The 13,323-nt window shown below is 60.0% G+C and carries 13 protein-coding genes and 1 riboswitch; of the genes, 8 read left to right on the forward strand and 5 right to left on the reverse strand.

Annotated features, from left to right (window positions below; translation table 11 throughout):
- Positions 1-256 precede the first annotated feature (256 nt).
- From blh to FHT29_RS28685, 4 genes are read left to right on the forward strand one after another with little or no spacing between them, the layout of a single operon-like run.
- Positions 257-1,552 (forward strand): bifunctional sulfur transferase/dioxygenase Blh, encoded by a 1,296-nt coding sequence (blh, locus tag FHT29_RS28670; RefSeq protein ID WP_168600690.1) that lies wholly within the window; start codon positions 257-259, stop codon positions 1,550-1,552.
- A complete protein-coding gene (gene bigR / locus FHT29_RS28675) occupies positions 1,546-1,890 on the forward strand; it encodes a sulfite-sensing transcriptional repressor BigR (RefSeq protein ID WP_037191802.1) in 345 nt (114 codons plus the stop codon). The genes blh and bigR overlap by 7 nt, the downstream gene beginning before the upstream one ends.
- Positions 1,887-2,294, forward strand: a complete 408-nt coding sequence (locus tag FHT29_RS28680) for a YeeE/YedE family protein (RefSeq protein ID WP_047561672.1) — start codon at positions 1,887-1,889, stop codon at positions 2,292-2,294. The genes bigR and FHT29_RS28680 overlap by 4 nt, the downstream gene beginning before the upstream one ends.
- Positions 2,291-2,731 carry a YeeE/YedE family protein gene (locus tag FHT29_RS28685; protein WP_047561670.1) on the forward strand — a complete coding sequence of 147 codons (441 nt, stop codon included), beginning with the start codon at positions 2,291-2,293 and terminating at the stop codon, positions 2,729-2,731. The genes FHT29_RS28680 and FHT29_RS28685 overlap by 4 nt, the downstream gene beginning before the upstream one ends.
- A 107-nt stretch (positions 2,732-2,838) precedes the next feature.
- Here FHT29_RS28685 and FHT29_RS28690 read toward each other — a convergent pair whose 3' ends face one another.
- The 5 genes from FHT29_RS28690 to FHT29_RS28710 form a co-directional block, all read right to left on the reverse strand.
- Entirely contained in the window at positions 2,839-4,473 is a 1,635-nt protein-coding gene (locus FHT29_RS28690) for an acyl-CoA synthetase (protein WP_348644907.1), read from the reverse strand.
- Positions 4,474-4,978: 505 nt separating this feature from the next.
- A complete protein-coding gene (locus FHT29_RS28695) occupies positions 4,979-6,304 on the reverse strand; it encodes an MFS transporter (RefSeq protein ID WP_168600691.1) in 1,326 nt (441 codons plus the stop codon).
- Positions 6,305-6,885: 581 nt separating this feature from the next.
- Positions 6,886-7,473, reverse strand: coding sequence for a metalloregulator ArsR/SmtB family transcription factor (locus FHT29_RS28700; protein ID WP_210255574.1), 588 nt, complete (start codon positions 7,471-7,473; stop codon positions 6,886-6,888).
- Positions 7,474-7,685: 212 nt separating this feature from the next.
- Positions 7,686-8,141 (reverse strand): hypothetical protein, encoded by a 456-nt coding sequence (locus FHT29_RS35000; protein WP_168600692.1) that lies wholly within the window; start codon positions 8,139-8,141, stop codon positions 7,686-7,688.
- Positions 8,142-8,161: 20 nt separating this feature from the next.
- A complete protein-coding gene (locus FHT29_RS28710; RefSeq protein ID WP_162693769.1) occupies positions 8,162-8,869 on the reverse strand; it encodes a methyltransferase in 708 nt (235 codons plus the stop codon).
- Between the two features lie 263 nt (positions 8,870-9,132).
- Positions 9,133-9,390: riboswitch (cobalamin riboswitch) on the forward strand.
- A 164-nt stretch (positions 9,391-9,554) separates the two neighbouring features.
- Between FHT29_RS28710 and FHT29_RS28715 the strand changes: the two genes are divergently transcribed.
- From FHT29_RS28715 to FHT29_RS28730, 4 genes are all read left to right on the forward strand, one after another.
- Positions 9,555-10,571, forward strand: a complete 1,017-nt coding sequence (locus FHT29_RS28715) for an ABC transporter substrate-binding protein (protein WP_168600693.1) — start codon at positions 9,555-9,557, stop codon at positions 10,569-10,571.
- Positions 10,572-11,609, forward strand: a complete 1,038-nt coding sequence (locus FHT29_RS28720) for an iron chelate uptake ABC transporter family permease subunit (RefSeq protein WP_168600694.1) — start codon at positions 10,572-10,574, stop codon at positions 11,607-11,609.
- Complete coding sequence (locus FHT29_RS28725; RefSeq protein WP_168600695.1) at positions 11,606-12,370, forward strand: ABC transporter ATP-binding protein; 765 nt, start codon at positions 11,606-11,608, stop codon at positions 12,368-12,370. Before FHT29_RS28720 ends, FHT29_RS28725 begins: the two co-directional genes overlap by 4 nt.
- 262 nt (positions 12,371-12,632) lie before the next feature.
- Positions 12,633-13,283 carry a glutathione S-transferase family protein gene (locus FHT29_RS28730; RefSeq protein WP_168600696.1) on the forward strand — a complete coding sequence of 217 codons (651 nt, stop codon included), beginning with the start codon at positions 12,633-12,635 and terminating at the stop codon, positions 13,281-13,283.
- Positions 13,284-13,323: the final 40 nt, after the last annotated feature.

Consider the following 13,323-nt stretch of genomic DNA (forward strand, 5'->3'; position numbering starts at 1 on the left):
CTTAAGCTATTGAAATAGATTCGGCTTTCCGGACTGATGGGGATCACGACAGGCATCGGTCACGATCTCGCAGATGACCTGATTTTGCTATCAATTTCAAATCGTTGTCGAGATTTTCAACGGGTCGGCGTTCTGCGCCTGTTTACACTGATGTGTGGCGGGCAAGCGCTTTATGCTGGTCCGGGGCTATGAAGGGTCTTGTAAACAATCAATATATATTATATGAAATTATATAATGATTGTTTGGAGCCGTGTTATGAACCTTGTTAACGTCAGCGACCTGGTGACGGTGTCGGATCAACCAGACCCTACTGCCTTCGTTTCCCTTGTCGAACAGGGGTTCGCCGCCGTCATTAACGCCAGGCCGGATGGTGAAGAGGCAGGCCAACCGGGCAATGCCTCGGAATCCGCCGCTGCGCGATCGGCCGGCCTTGGCTATGCGTTCGTGCCGGTCACGGGTCGGACCATCACCGAGGCCGATATCCGCGCCTTCCAGAAAGCGATAACCGATGCGAAAGGGCCAGTCCTGGCCCATTGCAAGAGCGGGACACGGGCGCTCACGCTCTACGCGCTTGGTGAGGTGCTCGATGGGCGGATGAAGAGCGAGGATATCGAACTTTTCGGCAAAGGCCACGGCTTTGACCTGTCCGGCGCGGCAGGCTGGCTTAAGCGGCAGGCCGGGAAAGCGCCGCGCGTCAAGGGTTTCTACGATGCACGCACCGGCAGCATCCAGTATGTCGTCACCGATCCGGCGACGAGAGCCTGCGCCATTATCGATCCCGTGCTCGACTTCGACGAGAAGTCCGGCACGACCGCGACCGTTCATGCCGATGCGATCCTGGACTATGTGCGGGCCGAGGGGCTTACGGTCGAATGGATTCTCGACACCCACCCCCATGCCGACCACTTCTCGGCTGCACACTATCTGAAGCAGAAGACCGAAGCGCCAACGGCGATCGGCTCCCGCGTGGTCGACGTGCAGAAGCTCTGGAAGGGCATCTACAACTGGCCGGAGTTGGCCACGGACGGCTCGCAATGGGACAGGCTTTTCGCCGATGGCGACACATTCAGTGTCGGTACCCTTGAAGGCCGCGTGATGTTCTCGCCCGGCCACACACTCGCCTCCGTCACCTATGTCATCGGCGACGCCGCCTTCATCCACGATACGATCTTTATGCCAGATTCAGGCACGGCACGCGCGGATTTCCCAGGCGGCAGCGCCAAGGCTCTTTGGAACTCGATCCAGCGGATTCTGGCGCTTCCCGACGAAACGCGGCTCTTCACTGGCCACGATTACCAGCCGGGCGGGCGAAATGCGAAGTGGGAAAGCACGGTGGGCGAACAGAAGCGCGACAACGCGCATTTGTCTGGCATGACGGAGGACCGATTCGTCGCGCTTCGCGAAGCACGAGACCGGACGTTGTCGATGCCGAAGCTGATCCTCCATGCGCTTCAGGTGAATATTCGCGGCGGTCGGTTGCCGGAACCGGAGGATAACGGTCGGCGCTACCTCAAATTCCCGCTTGACGCGCTGGAGGGGGCCGCATGGTGACGGGAATCGAAAGATCGGCGCCCGCCGCTTTGGCGCCTGAGGAGATGGCAGGCCGGGCAGGCGAGGTCGCGACACTCTTGAAGACGCTGGCGCATCCCGTGCGGCTGATGCTCGCCTGCGCGCTCGCCGAAGGCGAATATTCGGTTAGCGCGCTGGAGGAGAAACTTGGCATCCATCAGCCGACACTCTCCCAGCAACTCGGCGTGCTGCGTGAGGCGGGCATCGTCGAAACACGCCGGGAGGCCAAGCAGATCTTCTATCGTCTGACGGAAGAGAAGGCGGCGCAACTCATCCAAGCGCTCTACGCTATTTTCTGCGGACCGGAGGGGCGGAGATGACGCCTTATCTACCCTCACTTTTCGGCGGGATGCTCCTCGGTGCCTCCGCCGTTCTGCTGCTCGTTGTCAACGGTCGGATCGCCGGCATCAGTGGGATCGTCGGCCGTCTCCTCGGCGGATATCAGGTTCCAGCCAACATCGCGTTCGTCGTCGGTCTCATGGCCGGCCCGCTCCTTTACGCCGCAACCTATGATCGTTACCCCGCAGTGACGATCGCGGCCCCTTGGTACCTTGTGCTTGCCTCCGGGCTGCTTGTCGGCATCGGCACCCGCATGGGCTCAGGTTGCACCTCCGGTCATGGGATTCTCGGCCTCGCTCGTTTCTCGAAGCGCTCCTTCGCGGCGACCGCGACCTTCCTGGCCGCGGGAATCATCACGGCGACCACCATGGGGATACTGAGATGACAGGTCTATCCTACGCGCGCCTCGCTGTTGCCTTCCTTTCGGGGATGATCTTTGGCTTCGGCCTGTCGCTCTCCGGAATGGTCGACCCCGCGCGCGTCCTCGGCTTCCTCAATTTGGCCAGTGGCCATTGGGATCCGAGCCTGATGTTCGTGCTCGGCGGTGCGGTACTCATCGCGGTGCCGGGCGTCATGCTCCAGCGCCGCATGAAAAAGCCCGCCCTGGACACGCGGTTCCACCTGCCTGAAAAGTCCGCCGTCGACACGCGCCTCATCGTGGGCTCTGCGATCTTTGGCATCGGCTGGGGAAGTGCCGGCTTCTGCCCGGGGCCGGCTGTCTCCGCGCTTTCGATCGGGCTGCCGTCCGTCCCGCTGTTCGTTGTCGCCATGGCGGCGGGCATGATCCTCCATGACCGGCTCTTGATGAGGAAGCGGCTGTGACGACCGTTTCCATTCTCGCAGCAATCGGCTCGGCCGGCTTCACCGCTCTTTGAGATCAGGCAAGGACGTCGTGCCGCGTTCTTCCGACCGACTGGACATCGATGAGGTCAGATCGGCATCCGACGCAGAAGGAACTTCTGAATCTTGCCGGTGGACGTCTTCGGTATCTCTGCAAACACGATGCGCGTGGGGCATTTGAAGCGGGCGATGATTGTTTTGCAGTGGTCTATCAGCTCCTGTTCGGTTGCTTGCCCGCCGGGCTTGAGCTCCACATAGGCAATCGGAGTTTCCCCCCATTTCTCGTGAGGCTTGGCCACAACAGCGGCTACCGCTACGGCCGGATGCTTGTAGAGCGCATCCTCGACCTCGATCGACGAGATGTTCTCGCCGCCGGAAATAATGATGTCCTTCGAGCGGTCCTTGATCTGGACATAGCCGTCCTCGTGCATCACGCCAAGATCGCCCGAGTGGAACCATCCACCGGCAAAGCACTCGTCATTCGCCGCCGGATTTTTGAGGTAGCCCTTCATCACCATGTTGCCGCGAAGCATGACTTCGCCAATGGTCGTTCCATCCGCCGGCACAGGGGTCATGGTTTCGGGATCGATGACATTCAGTTCGGAGAGGGCGATATAGGCAACTCCCTGCCGTGCTTTCTTGGCAGCCTGCTCGGCGCCGCTAAGGTTATCCCAGGCAGTGTTCCATTCATTGACCACGGCCGGACCATACGTTTCCGTCAGTCCGTAAAGGTGTGTCACTTCGAAGCCTGCATTGGCCATTGCTGCCAAAACCGCTTCCGGCGGCGGTGCAGCGGCCGTATTGAAAACGACCCTTTGGGAAAATGCGCGCCTATCGCTGTCCGGCGCGTTGACCAGCGAGGACATGACGATGGGTGCGCCACACAGATGCGTAACGCCGTGATCGGCAATGGCATCGAATATCGGCTTGGCGCGCACCCATCGCAGGCAGATATGCGTGCCGGCCTGCACGGCGACCGTCCAAGTGAAGCACCAGCCATTGGCGTGAAACATCGGCAGCGTCCAGAGATAGACGGGATGCTTGCCCATGCCGGCGTGAATGACATTTCCGAGCGATGCGAGTGCGGCACCGCGGTGATGGTAGACTGCGCCTTTGGGGTTTCCGGTGGTGCCGGATGTGTAATTCAGGGAAATGGCATCCCACTCGTCAACGGGCTCGGCCCATTCGAAGGCCTCGTCACCACCAGCTCGAAACGCCTGATAATTCATGGTCCCTATTGGCGCACCCTTCTTGAACGGTGCGTCCGCAGGAAATTCGGCATCGTCGAAGCCGATCACCAGCGGGGTGACCGCGGCTTTCTCCAGCGCCTGCCGCATGACGTCGGAAAACTCGGTATCCACGATGACGACCCTGGATTCGGCATGGTCGAGCTGGAATGCGATTGAGTCCGCATCCAGCCTTGTGTTGATGGAGTGCAGCGCGGCGCCGCCTGCCATCGGGACGCCGTAATGCGCTTCCAGCATCGGTGGCGTGTTGGACAGCATCACGGTCACCGTATCGCCTTTTCCAATGCCGTGACGTGAAAGCGCGGAGGCGAGCTTCCGGCAATTCTTCCAGAATTGCGAATAGCTTATTCGCTGGCTTCCGTGAATGACTGCCGTTCGCTCGGGAAATGTGCGGGCCGCCCGCTCCAGATAGGATATAGGCGTCATCGGGCTATGGTTTGCCTCGCGCCGACCCAGATTGTCGTCATACTTGTTCACTGTTGCGCTCCTCCCAGATTGCAATGAGACTAGACGGCCGCTGTACCCCTCATGATATTTTGTGATGGCGACCGTCGCCCCTCCACCCCCAATCATATGCAACATCTTCGCTTCGGGATGATATCTTCCGCAAGCATGTTACGATTGATTGTTACGTCGATCTTAGTGATCACGCCCGAAGCCTTTTAAATCAAGGTTTTTCGTGAAAGATCGCCAAACGCTTCCGCTGCGGTCAATGCCATTCGAGGCCAGCGTCGAAAGCTCCGGCACGCTTTATTTGGGGGCTTGCGCAGCGCTTCCGCAATCTCGCTCTAAGCGATGTCGATAGGTGCTGGCATTGCAGGCGCGGTCGGTGGCACCGTCCATTGCCGTAGGAGCGCTCCTGAGGCACCCTTGCTTGATCGCTCTCGATCCGTCGATCATCGATCCCTGCCTTCATCCCGATGCGATCGGGATGAAGGCGACGGTGTCGGGTAAGGATAATCAGGCCGCCGCCATTGTCATCTCAGTGCGTGCTGCTGTTGCCGGCGGCCGGGTGGCTGTCGACGATCCAGCGGCGGTGCGGGCCGAGCGCCAGCAGGAGCACTACGGACAGGAAGCAGCAGCCGGCGAGAATATAGAAGCCGATATCGCCATTGCCGGTTGCGGCATCGACATAGGCCTTGATCTGCGGCGAGGCGAAGCTGCCGAGATTGCCGAGCGAGACGATGAAGGCGATGCCGCTTGCGGCACCGACGCCACCGAGATAGCGGGTGGGCAGGCTCCAGAACACCGGCTGCGATGAGGCGAGCCCCGGCACCGCGATGCAGGCGGCGATTACCATGACCCAGGGGTTCATGGTGAGCCCGATCATACCCAGTGCAATGGTCCCGACCGTCAGCATGGCGATGCAGACGATGCGGTGATTGTCGTGCCGGTCGGCATAAACAGTGAAGAAGCGCGTTGCGATCAGGGCGCAGAGCCACGGCAGACCCAGCAGCACGCCGACCCAGGTATTGACGCCGCCGCCCATGGCCTGCGCCAGCCGCGCCGGCAGGTAGAAGGTGATCGGGCCGACGCCCACCTGAATGAAGAGATAGATGCCGATGAAGGTTAGGACCCGCCAATCCCTAAGCACGCTGAAGACGGAATGCTTCACCTCGGAGAGCTTGCCGCGCTCTTCCGATTCGATAACGGTGACGAGCGCCTTTCTTTCCTCTGCGGTCAGCCATTTCGCTTCGCCGGGGCGACTCGTCAGGAAGAACAGCGCCAGGATGCCGACGATCGTGGCCGACAGGCCTTCGACCGCAAACATCCATTGCCAGTTGGTAAGACCCAGCACATCGTGATGGGTGAGAAGCCAGCCGGAAAGGGGCGCGCCGATCACCAGCGCCAGGGGCACGCCGAGATAGAAAAGACCGGTCGCCCGCGCCCGTTGCTTGGCAGGGAACCAGTAGGTCAGATAGAGCAACACGCCCGGATAGAAGCCGGCTTCGCAGACGCCGAGCAGGAAACGGACGATGTAGTAGCTCGTCGCCGTGTGGGCAAAGACCATGCAGGCCGAGACGATACCCCAGGTGATCATGATCCGACTGAGCCAGAGACGGGCGCCGACGCGCTGCATGATCAGGTTGCTCGGTACTTCGAAGGTGGCGTAGCCAAGATAGAGAATACCGGCCCCGAATGCATAGGCCGCATCCGAAAGACCAGTGTCGGCCTGGTAGGCCGTCTTGGCGAAGCCGACATTCGATCGATCGAGAAAATTAAGGATCAGCATCAAGCCCAGGAAGGGCAGAAGACGGATGGTCGCCTTGCGGACGGCGCTCTGCAGCGCCGGATTGTCGTCTGTCATGTCACTCCTCCCGGAACGCGGCGCCTCCTGCCCGAGACCGCTTTCCGTCCTCACACCGGACTTGACAGGTCGGGCACCTCCACATCGGCCCGCCATGGCGGTTTGCCAGTTTGCATATACGCAGACTATATTCATCTGTAAAAAGGTCAATAGGAGTCGTTTCGCGTGATCGAAGCACCGGGGAAAGCCGTGAAACGAGGACGCAGCGCCGTTGCGATGCTCCCAAATCCACCCAATGTTGCTTCTTGAGGGGGTGTGATTGACTGGTTTTGATCGTTCACATAGGGCTTGCGACGAGCGACCCGCATTCGCATGCGGGCAGGGTCAAAGTCCCGGAGCATACCATGCGTCCTGCCGGAATCGAACGCCCGCTGATGAAGGCGACGGTCGGCCGACTAGCCTATCAGCCACCAAAACAGCGTCCCGAATACACAAATGTACAACGCGATGCGGACGAGACCCTCGTTCACGTTGCCTTTTCCAACGATGAATGTGGACCAGTCTTCTTGCATAATTGTCCCGCCTTGCTTGACAACGCTCTAACGAAATTTCTGTCGTGGCGGTCGCGCCTCAGCCGGCGTCTAGTGCGGCGAAATGCGATAAGCGCAACGGCGAGCGCCGTGAAGAATGTGCTCCTCACGTTCTACCGTGCAGCCGTCGCCAAGGACATCGCGAAATACCGCCAGTTCCGATCTGCAGAAGCCCTGGCAGGTCGTTGCGGCCGCGCATATCGGACAGTGGTTCTCAATCAGGAGCCATGCGTCGCCTTCATTCGTCCGACGCCATTCGGCCATATAGCCTTCGGCGGATCGTTGCGCCGCAAGGGCTGCAATACGCGCCTCGAGATCATCGACGCCTTCGAGGACGGCTGCATAGGTGGCCCGCGTCTCGCCTTCTCTTGCGGCAATCAATTGGTCAAGCGCGGCTTCACCGAGCGTGTTGCGAACCGCCTTGATCAGGCTGACGGCAAGCTCTCCATGCGTATCGGGAAAAAATCCGTGCCCGCGCTCCGTCAGCTCCCACTCCTGTTGCGGCCGGCCGACGCCCTTGGCTTGAGAACGAGCCTCGACGAGGCCATCCGCTGCCAGCTTGACAAGCTGCTGGCGCGCATTCTCCCCGGTTGTTCCAAGAGCAGCGCCGAGCGCCGATGAGGTTTGCGAACCGCGCATCTTCAAAAGCGTGAGAATCCGCTCGGATGCGGGCCGCCCCTGGCGCTTCTCCGCTTCCGTGTCAGTCGAGCCAGCGAGGTAATATTCCAAAGCCATGCTTGGTATATAGTCGAGCCTCGAACAGCCATCAATCCCGATGGGCGCCTCTAACTCGACTTTGGATGATGATTCAATTTCACCGCGCACGGATGCCTGACCGGATTGCCTCTCCATCAACTCGATATTCGAGCCTGAGCGATACCATTGTATCCGGAAAAATATAATGCCAGTGGTTGGACCTCTTCCAGGAGAATCCCATAATCAGACTCCACCGCCCGATCCCTGTCGGGAAAATCGCTATTGAACTCGGCAGCATAGTGTTCTCGACGCCCGCCTGAGCTGACCGTGTGGTGACCGATCAGATCGACCGTCAGGTGCATATTCCGGATGTCGTGAACCGCGTCATCATCCTGCAGCACCAGACCCTCAACATCGCCGTCCAGCTCGAAGCGCTCTGCGGCATCGCGGTTCGTTCGGCGAAACTCGGCAGCGGTCAGTGGGAGGAAACCGCTTTCGCGCCGCTGTTCCGGCAAAGGGACAGGAAAGGAAGCTGTCGCGACAGGGGCAGGAGATATTGCGAGACGCCGGATTTGTTTCGATCGACTGATCCGAATAGCCTGCCTATGCATCGAAATGCCCGGTGATGGGATCAAGCCCTGACGATGTGGATCCCGTAACTCCTCACGCTCTCATCTCCCACGATGTCCCTCATATGCAAGGGCACGTCCGATTCCACCGACCAGCGGTCTTTTACAACAAGGTGCTCTGGAAGATGGTCGACGATGCCCGAGATGACCTTTTCGTAGTCTACAATGATCGCTTCGCGACCGATCAGGCGATCGATCAAACTGGCATCGCTCGCCACGTGGCCGTTTTCGCAAAACCAATAGGATATGAGGTCCAGCTCCGAATTCGACGGCAAATCGGGAGGCAGGGTCTGGTTGAGAAAGCTGAAATTGCCGGCGCAACCGGAATCCGTCAGCACCGTTTGCGCGATGTTCAAGTGTAGGGGCGATTGATCGACGAAGGTCAGGTGCAGCCTCGGGTTCGTAGCGAGAAATGCGAACGTCAATCCGAAGACGCCCGAGCCGCAGCCTAGGTCGCGCACGTTTTCGTATTTCACCGGTTCGATATTCGCGGAGAGCAAAGCCAGGCAGCATTTGAGAGCGTTTTTAATTCCATACGCCTTCGTAAAAGTCTCAGCCTGCGTCTCGTGGTCAAATATGAAAATTCTTGCTGCGCTTTCGACCTCTTCTCTGAGCGCCAAAGCCTCCTGATCGGCTTTGAAGATTCCCGACTTTGCCTGTAACGCCGCTGCCAATTCAGCCAGCTCGACCGGAAACGTCCCCTGTTGCATTTTCATCCATCATTTTGGTTAGGCTCACGCCGTCTGGTGAGCAGTGATAATGTCGATATATTGGCCCGCAGGGCGTTTTAGATATGAATTCCATTATGCAGATCGATAAATGAACTTCGCCGGATGTGAACGCATCCATTTCATTCTCATACAACGAGACGAGTGTGTTCTTCAATGTCGAGCAACTCGTCGTCGAGGTGGAGAAGAGAAGAAACATTGCGCGGCTTTTGTCGATGGATGTGCTTGACGGCGAGCGGTCGTCCGACATAACTGGATGCGACGGTTCCCCAAGGAAGACTCTACGGGGATTAATAGGGAACACGGTGAGGGCGACCCAAAGGGGACCTAGACCGTGGCTGCCCCCGCAACTGTAAGCGGATTGCGGTCATCCCGGAGCGACCAGCTTGCTGGTCATCTCCCAGGGTCTTCGGACCATGCCACTGCGCGGAAACGGCGCGGGAAGGCAGATGATTGTCAGACATCCGCGAGCCAGGAGACCTGCCGTCAATCACGATCCAATCAGCCGGGCGGGGATGCCCGGAAAGGGACAGAGAATGATTGACCTGAGCCTTCGATATTACCCGGCACTCTTCGTTCTTGATTGGGATTTCCGCAACCGGCTGCGGTGTGCCTGAGCGCTGTTGCGCTGACGTCACTCAGTTTTTCATCCCTATCGAGATCTTTCATGCGCCATTTTCTGACGACCATTACATTTGCGCTCGGCCTTGCCGGCTTCGCAGCTCCCGGTTTTGCAGCGACCCAGTATCCCCTCACCATCAGCAATTGCGGCCAGCAGGTCACCTTTAAAAAGGCTCCAGCTCGGATCCTGTCCATCGGTCAAGGCATGACCGAGATCCTGCTGTCGCTCGGCCTTGCCGACAAGATCGTCGGAACGGCCGTCTGGGTCGGGCCTGTTCTGCCACAATATGCCGAAGCCAACGGCAAGATCCCGCGTCTTGCCGATAATGACCCGAGTTTCGAAGCGGTTGTCGGCAAGGAACCGGACCTCGTTGCCGCCGAATTCGAATGGCATGTCGGTCCGCAAGGTTCGGTCGGCAAGCGCGAGCAGTTCTCCGGGCTTGGCATCAACACCTACATCGCGCCGACCGACTGCGTTGCCAAGGTCAATGCCGACGGCGGTGACGGCGTGCGCAAGGAACTCTTCACGATGGACCTGATCTATCAGGAGATCGATGAACTCGCGCGGATTTTCGACGTCAAGGATCGCGGCGATGCGCTGATCGCTGACCTCAAGAAGCGTCAGGCGGAAGCAGTGGCTTCAATTGCCGGCGCACAGGCCAAGAACCTGCCGATCGTGTTCTGGTTCTCGAGCAAGGAAGTCAACGGCGATGCCTTCATCGCCGGCAAGAACAGTGCGCCGGCCTATATCCTCAAGACACTCGGCGCCAGGAACGTCGTCACGACGGAGGAGGAATGGCCGCTTGTGGGATGGGAGACGATCGCGCAGGCCAATCCGGCCGTGGTCGTCATCGCGACGATGGATCGCCGACGCTACGCGGCCGACGATCCCAAGGTCAAACTCGATTTCCTCGAGAAGGACCCGGTCACGAGCCAGCTCGATGCGGTCAAGAACAAGCACTTCGTGATGATGGACGCGCAGTCGATGAATCCCACCATCCGGACCATCGACGGCATCGAGACCCTGGCCAAGGGCATCAAGTCCTTCGGCCTGGCGCAATAGATGCGCGGGATCGCAAGACGGCAGAAGCGGTGGGCGCTATTGGCGCTCACCATCGCCGCAATCGTGCTTCTGGCGCTCATGATCAGCCTTGCCGTGTCGATCGGCGAGATTTCCATTCCGCTGGCCACCACAGCCAAGGCCGTTGCCAACCGGCTGCTGGGGACGGATTTCGAGTTGAGCCGGATCCATCAGGGTATCGTCTGGGACTACAGGCTGAGCCGGGCGCTTGTGGCCGCCAGCGCCGGCGCCTCATTGGCGCTGAGCGGCGTGATCCTGCAGGCCATGCTGCGTAATCCGCTCGCCGAACCCTATGTGCTCGGCATTTCAGCAGGCGCCTCGACCGGCGCGGTCTGCGTCATGATCCTCGGTCTCGGCTCGGGAATCCTGGGCCTTTCGGGTGGGGCCTTCCTCGGCGCGATCGCGGCCTTTCTCTTCGTCGGCCTCCTGGCTACGGGCGTCGCCGGCACAAGCGAGCGGATCATCCTGTGCGGCGTCGCCGGCTCGCAGCTCTTCAATGCACTCACCTCCTATATCGTCACCACATCGGCGAATGCCGAGCAGGCGAGGGGTGTCATGTTCTGGCTGCTCGGCTCGTTGAGCGGCGTGCGCTGGCCGGATGTCTATCTTTCGGGGCCGGTTGCCATTGTCGGCTTTGCAATCTGCATGGGACATGTCCGGGTTCTGGACGCCTTCGTCTTTGGCACCGATGCTGCGGCTTCGCTCGGCATTGCGGTGCGGCGCGCGCAGATCGTCCTGCTTGGGACGACGGCGCTCATGACGGCGGCGGTCGTCAGCATCGTCGGCTCGATCGGCTTTGTCGGTCTCGTCATCCCGCATGCGGCCCGTTTTCTGGTCGGCCCCAGTCATGATCGGCTGCTGCCGGCGGCGGCGCTTGCCGGCGCGATCTTCATGGTCGGCGCCGATATCGTCTCGAGGATCATCATACCTCAGCAGATCCTGCCGATCGGCGTGGTCACCGCCTTGTTCGGTGCCCCGGCCTTCGCAATCATTCTCTATCGCGCCCGGAGGACGGCATGAGCATCGCGGTCGACAAGGTAACCTTCGCGGCCGGCAATACGCTGATCGTCAACGGCATCAGCCTGACGGTGGAGAAGGGAAAGGTCCTCGGTCTGCTCGGACCGAACGGTTCCGGGAAGTCCAGCCTCCTGCGGCTGATCTGCCGCTTGAGAAAAGTACGCAGCGGCATCATCCGGCTCGGCGGCAACGATATCGCGGCCATCCCGCGCGGCGATATCGCCCGCCGGATCGCGCTGGTTGAGCAGCAGGCGACGACGGAGACGCAGGTGACCGTGATGGACGTGGTTCGCCTTGGTCGCACGCCGCATCGCGGCCCATTGTCGGCCTGGAGCGCTCGTGACGATGCGGCCGTCCTCGATGCGCTTGGGCGTGTGGGCATGCAGGGCAGGGCGGCGCAGCTCTGGCAGACCTTGTCGGGTGGCGAGCGCCAGCGCGTCCATATCGCCAGAGCCCTCGCGCAGACCCCCAGCGAACTGCTCCTGGACGAGCCGACGAACCATCTCGATATCCAGCATCAGCTTGATATTCTGGGACTGGTCTCGAAGCTCGACGTCACCTGCATCATTGCCCTGCACGATCTCAATCTGGCGGCCATGTTCTGTGACAGCCTAGCCGTGCTGCAGGAGGGCGAGGTGGTTGCGGCCGGAGCTCCCGAAGATGTTCTGACGGAGGAACTGATCGGCCGGGTCTTCGGCGTGCGCGCCCATGTCCAGAAATCTTTGGTCCACGGCCGCTGCAACATTCAATACATGACGGGTTGAATGTATTCGCACAGTCACGATACCGCGTGGTTCCACGCGAATGGAGTTCGGGCCAATGTTCGACTTTCGCAGTGTCGTCTTTGCACGCCGCCCATGTCGTTTTCACCGGCGCCGTGCGCGTGTAGAAGGATGCTGGCTGATGTGCATGGAGCGCATTCCTTGAGCTGCATTTGAACCGACCGTGACGGCTATCTCGAGCATGTCGTGTCGGAATCTCGTTTAGCCAATCGTCTTCAAGACAGACAAGCTATGGAGAACGGCGATGACGATTACTATTACCGCCTTTGAACGGTCGCCCGATCGCGGCAAGGGTCTGGCGCGTGACATGCGCGTTCGCTGGGCGCTCGAAGAAGTCGGTCAGCCTTACGACGTTCGTCTTCTTTCGTTCAAAGCGATGAAGGAACCCACGCATCTCGCGCTTCATCCTTTCGGGCAGATTCCGACCTATGAAGAAGGCGATCTCGTCCTGTTCGAGTCGGGGGCGATCGTGCTCCATATCGCGGAGCACTATCAAGGCCTGCTGCCGGACGATGCCAAGGCCCGGGCGCGCGCCATCACATGGATGTTTGCCGCGCTTACCACGATGGAGCCGCCGATCGTCGATCGCGAAGTCGCCAGGCTCCTGGAGCGTGACGAGACCTGGTACGAGCAGCGCCTGCCCATGGTCGAGGAACGCATCCGCAAGCGGCTGAGCGAACTTTCCGGTCACCTCGGCGATGCCGACTGGCTCGACGGCAAGTTCAGCGCCGGTGACCTTCTGATGGTGTCGGTGCTGCTCAGGTTGAAAAGCTCGGGTCTACTGGACGAATATCGGAACCTCTCCGCCTATGTTGCTCGCGGTGAGGCGCGGCCCGCATACAAGCGTGCTTTCGAGGCTCAGTTGGCGGTTTTTACCGCCGCGTCGACTGGCTGACGAAGCTCAGCTTTCGACCGGGTGTTGCCGTTAGGGGCGC

The organism is Rhizobium sp. SG741, assembly GCF_012275435.1.
GTDB lineage: Bacteria > Pseudomonadota > Alphaproteobacteria > Rhizobiales > Rhizobiaceae > Rhizobium > Rhizobium lusitanum.

Excerpts from the sequence above, each read along its gene's own strand:
- FHT29_RS28730 (WP_168600696.1), top strand. The coding sequence starts at position 12,633 with ATGACGATTACTATTACCGCCTTTGAACGGTCGCCCGATCGCGGCAAG.
- FHT29_RS28695 (WP_168600691.1), bottom strand. The coding sequence starts at position 6,304 with ATGACAGACGACAATCCGGCGCTGCAGAGCGCCGTCCGCAAGGCGACC.
- FHT29_RS28710 (WP_162693769.1), bottom strand. The coding sequence starts at position 8,869 with ATGCAACAGGGGACGTTTCCGGTCGAGCTGGCTGAATTGGCAGCGGCG.
- bigR (WP_037191802.1), top strand. The coding sequence starts at position 1,546 with ATGGTGACGGGAATCGAAAGATCGGCGCCCGCCGCTTTGGCGCCTGAG.
- FHT29_RS28685 (WP_047561670.1), top strand. The coding sequence starts at position 2,291 with ATGACAGGTCTATCCTACGCGCGCCTCGCTGTTGCCTTCCTTTCGGGG.
- FHT29_RS35000 (WP_168600692.1), bottom strand. The coding sequence starts at position 8,141 with ATGCATAGGCAGGCTATTCGGATCAGTCGATCGAAACAAATCCGGCGT.
- FHT29_RS28715 (WP_168600693.1), top strand. The coding sequence starts at position 9,555 with ATGCGCCATTTTCTGACGACCATTACATTTGCGCTCGGCCTTGCCGGC.
- blh (WP_168600690.1), top strand. The coding sequence starts at position 257 with ATGAACCTTGTTAACGTCAGCGACCTGGTGACGGTGTCGGATCAACCA.
- FHT29_RS28680 (WP_047561672.1), top strand. The coding sequence starts at position 1,887 with ATGACGCCTTATCTACCCTCACTTTTCGGCGGGATGCTCCTCGGTGCC.
- FHT29_RS28700 (WP_210255574.1), bottom strand. The coding sequence starts at position 7,473 with ATGCGCGGTTCGCAAACCTCATCGGCGCTCGGCGCTGCTCTTGGAACA.
- FHT29_RS28725 (WP_168600695.1), top strand. The coding sequence starts at position 11,606 with ATGAGCATCGCGGTCGACAAGGTAACCTTCGCGGCCGGCAATACGCTG.
- FHT29_RS28720 (WP_168600694.1), top strand. The coding sequence starts at position 10,572 with ATGCGCGGGATCGCAAGACGGCAGAAGCGGTGGGCGCTATTGGCGCTC.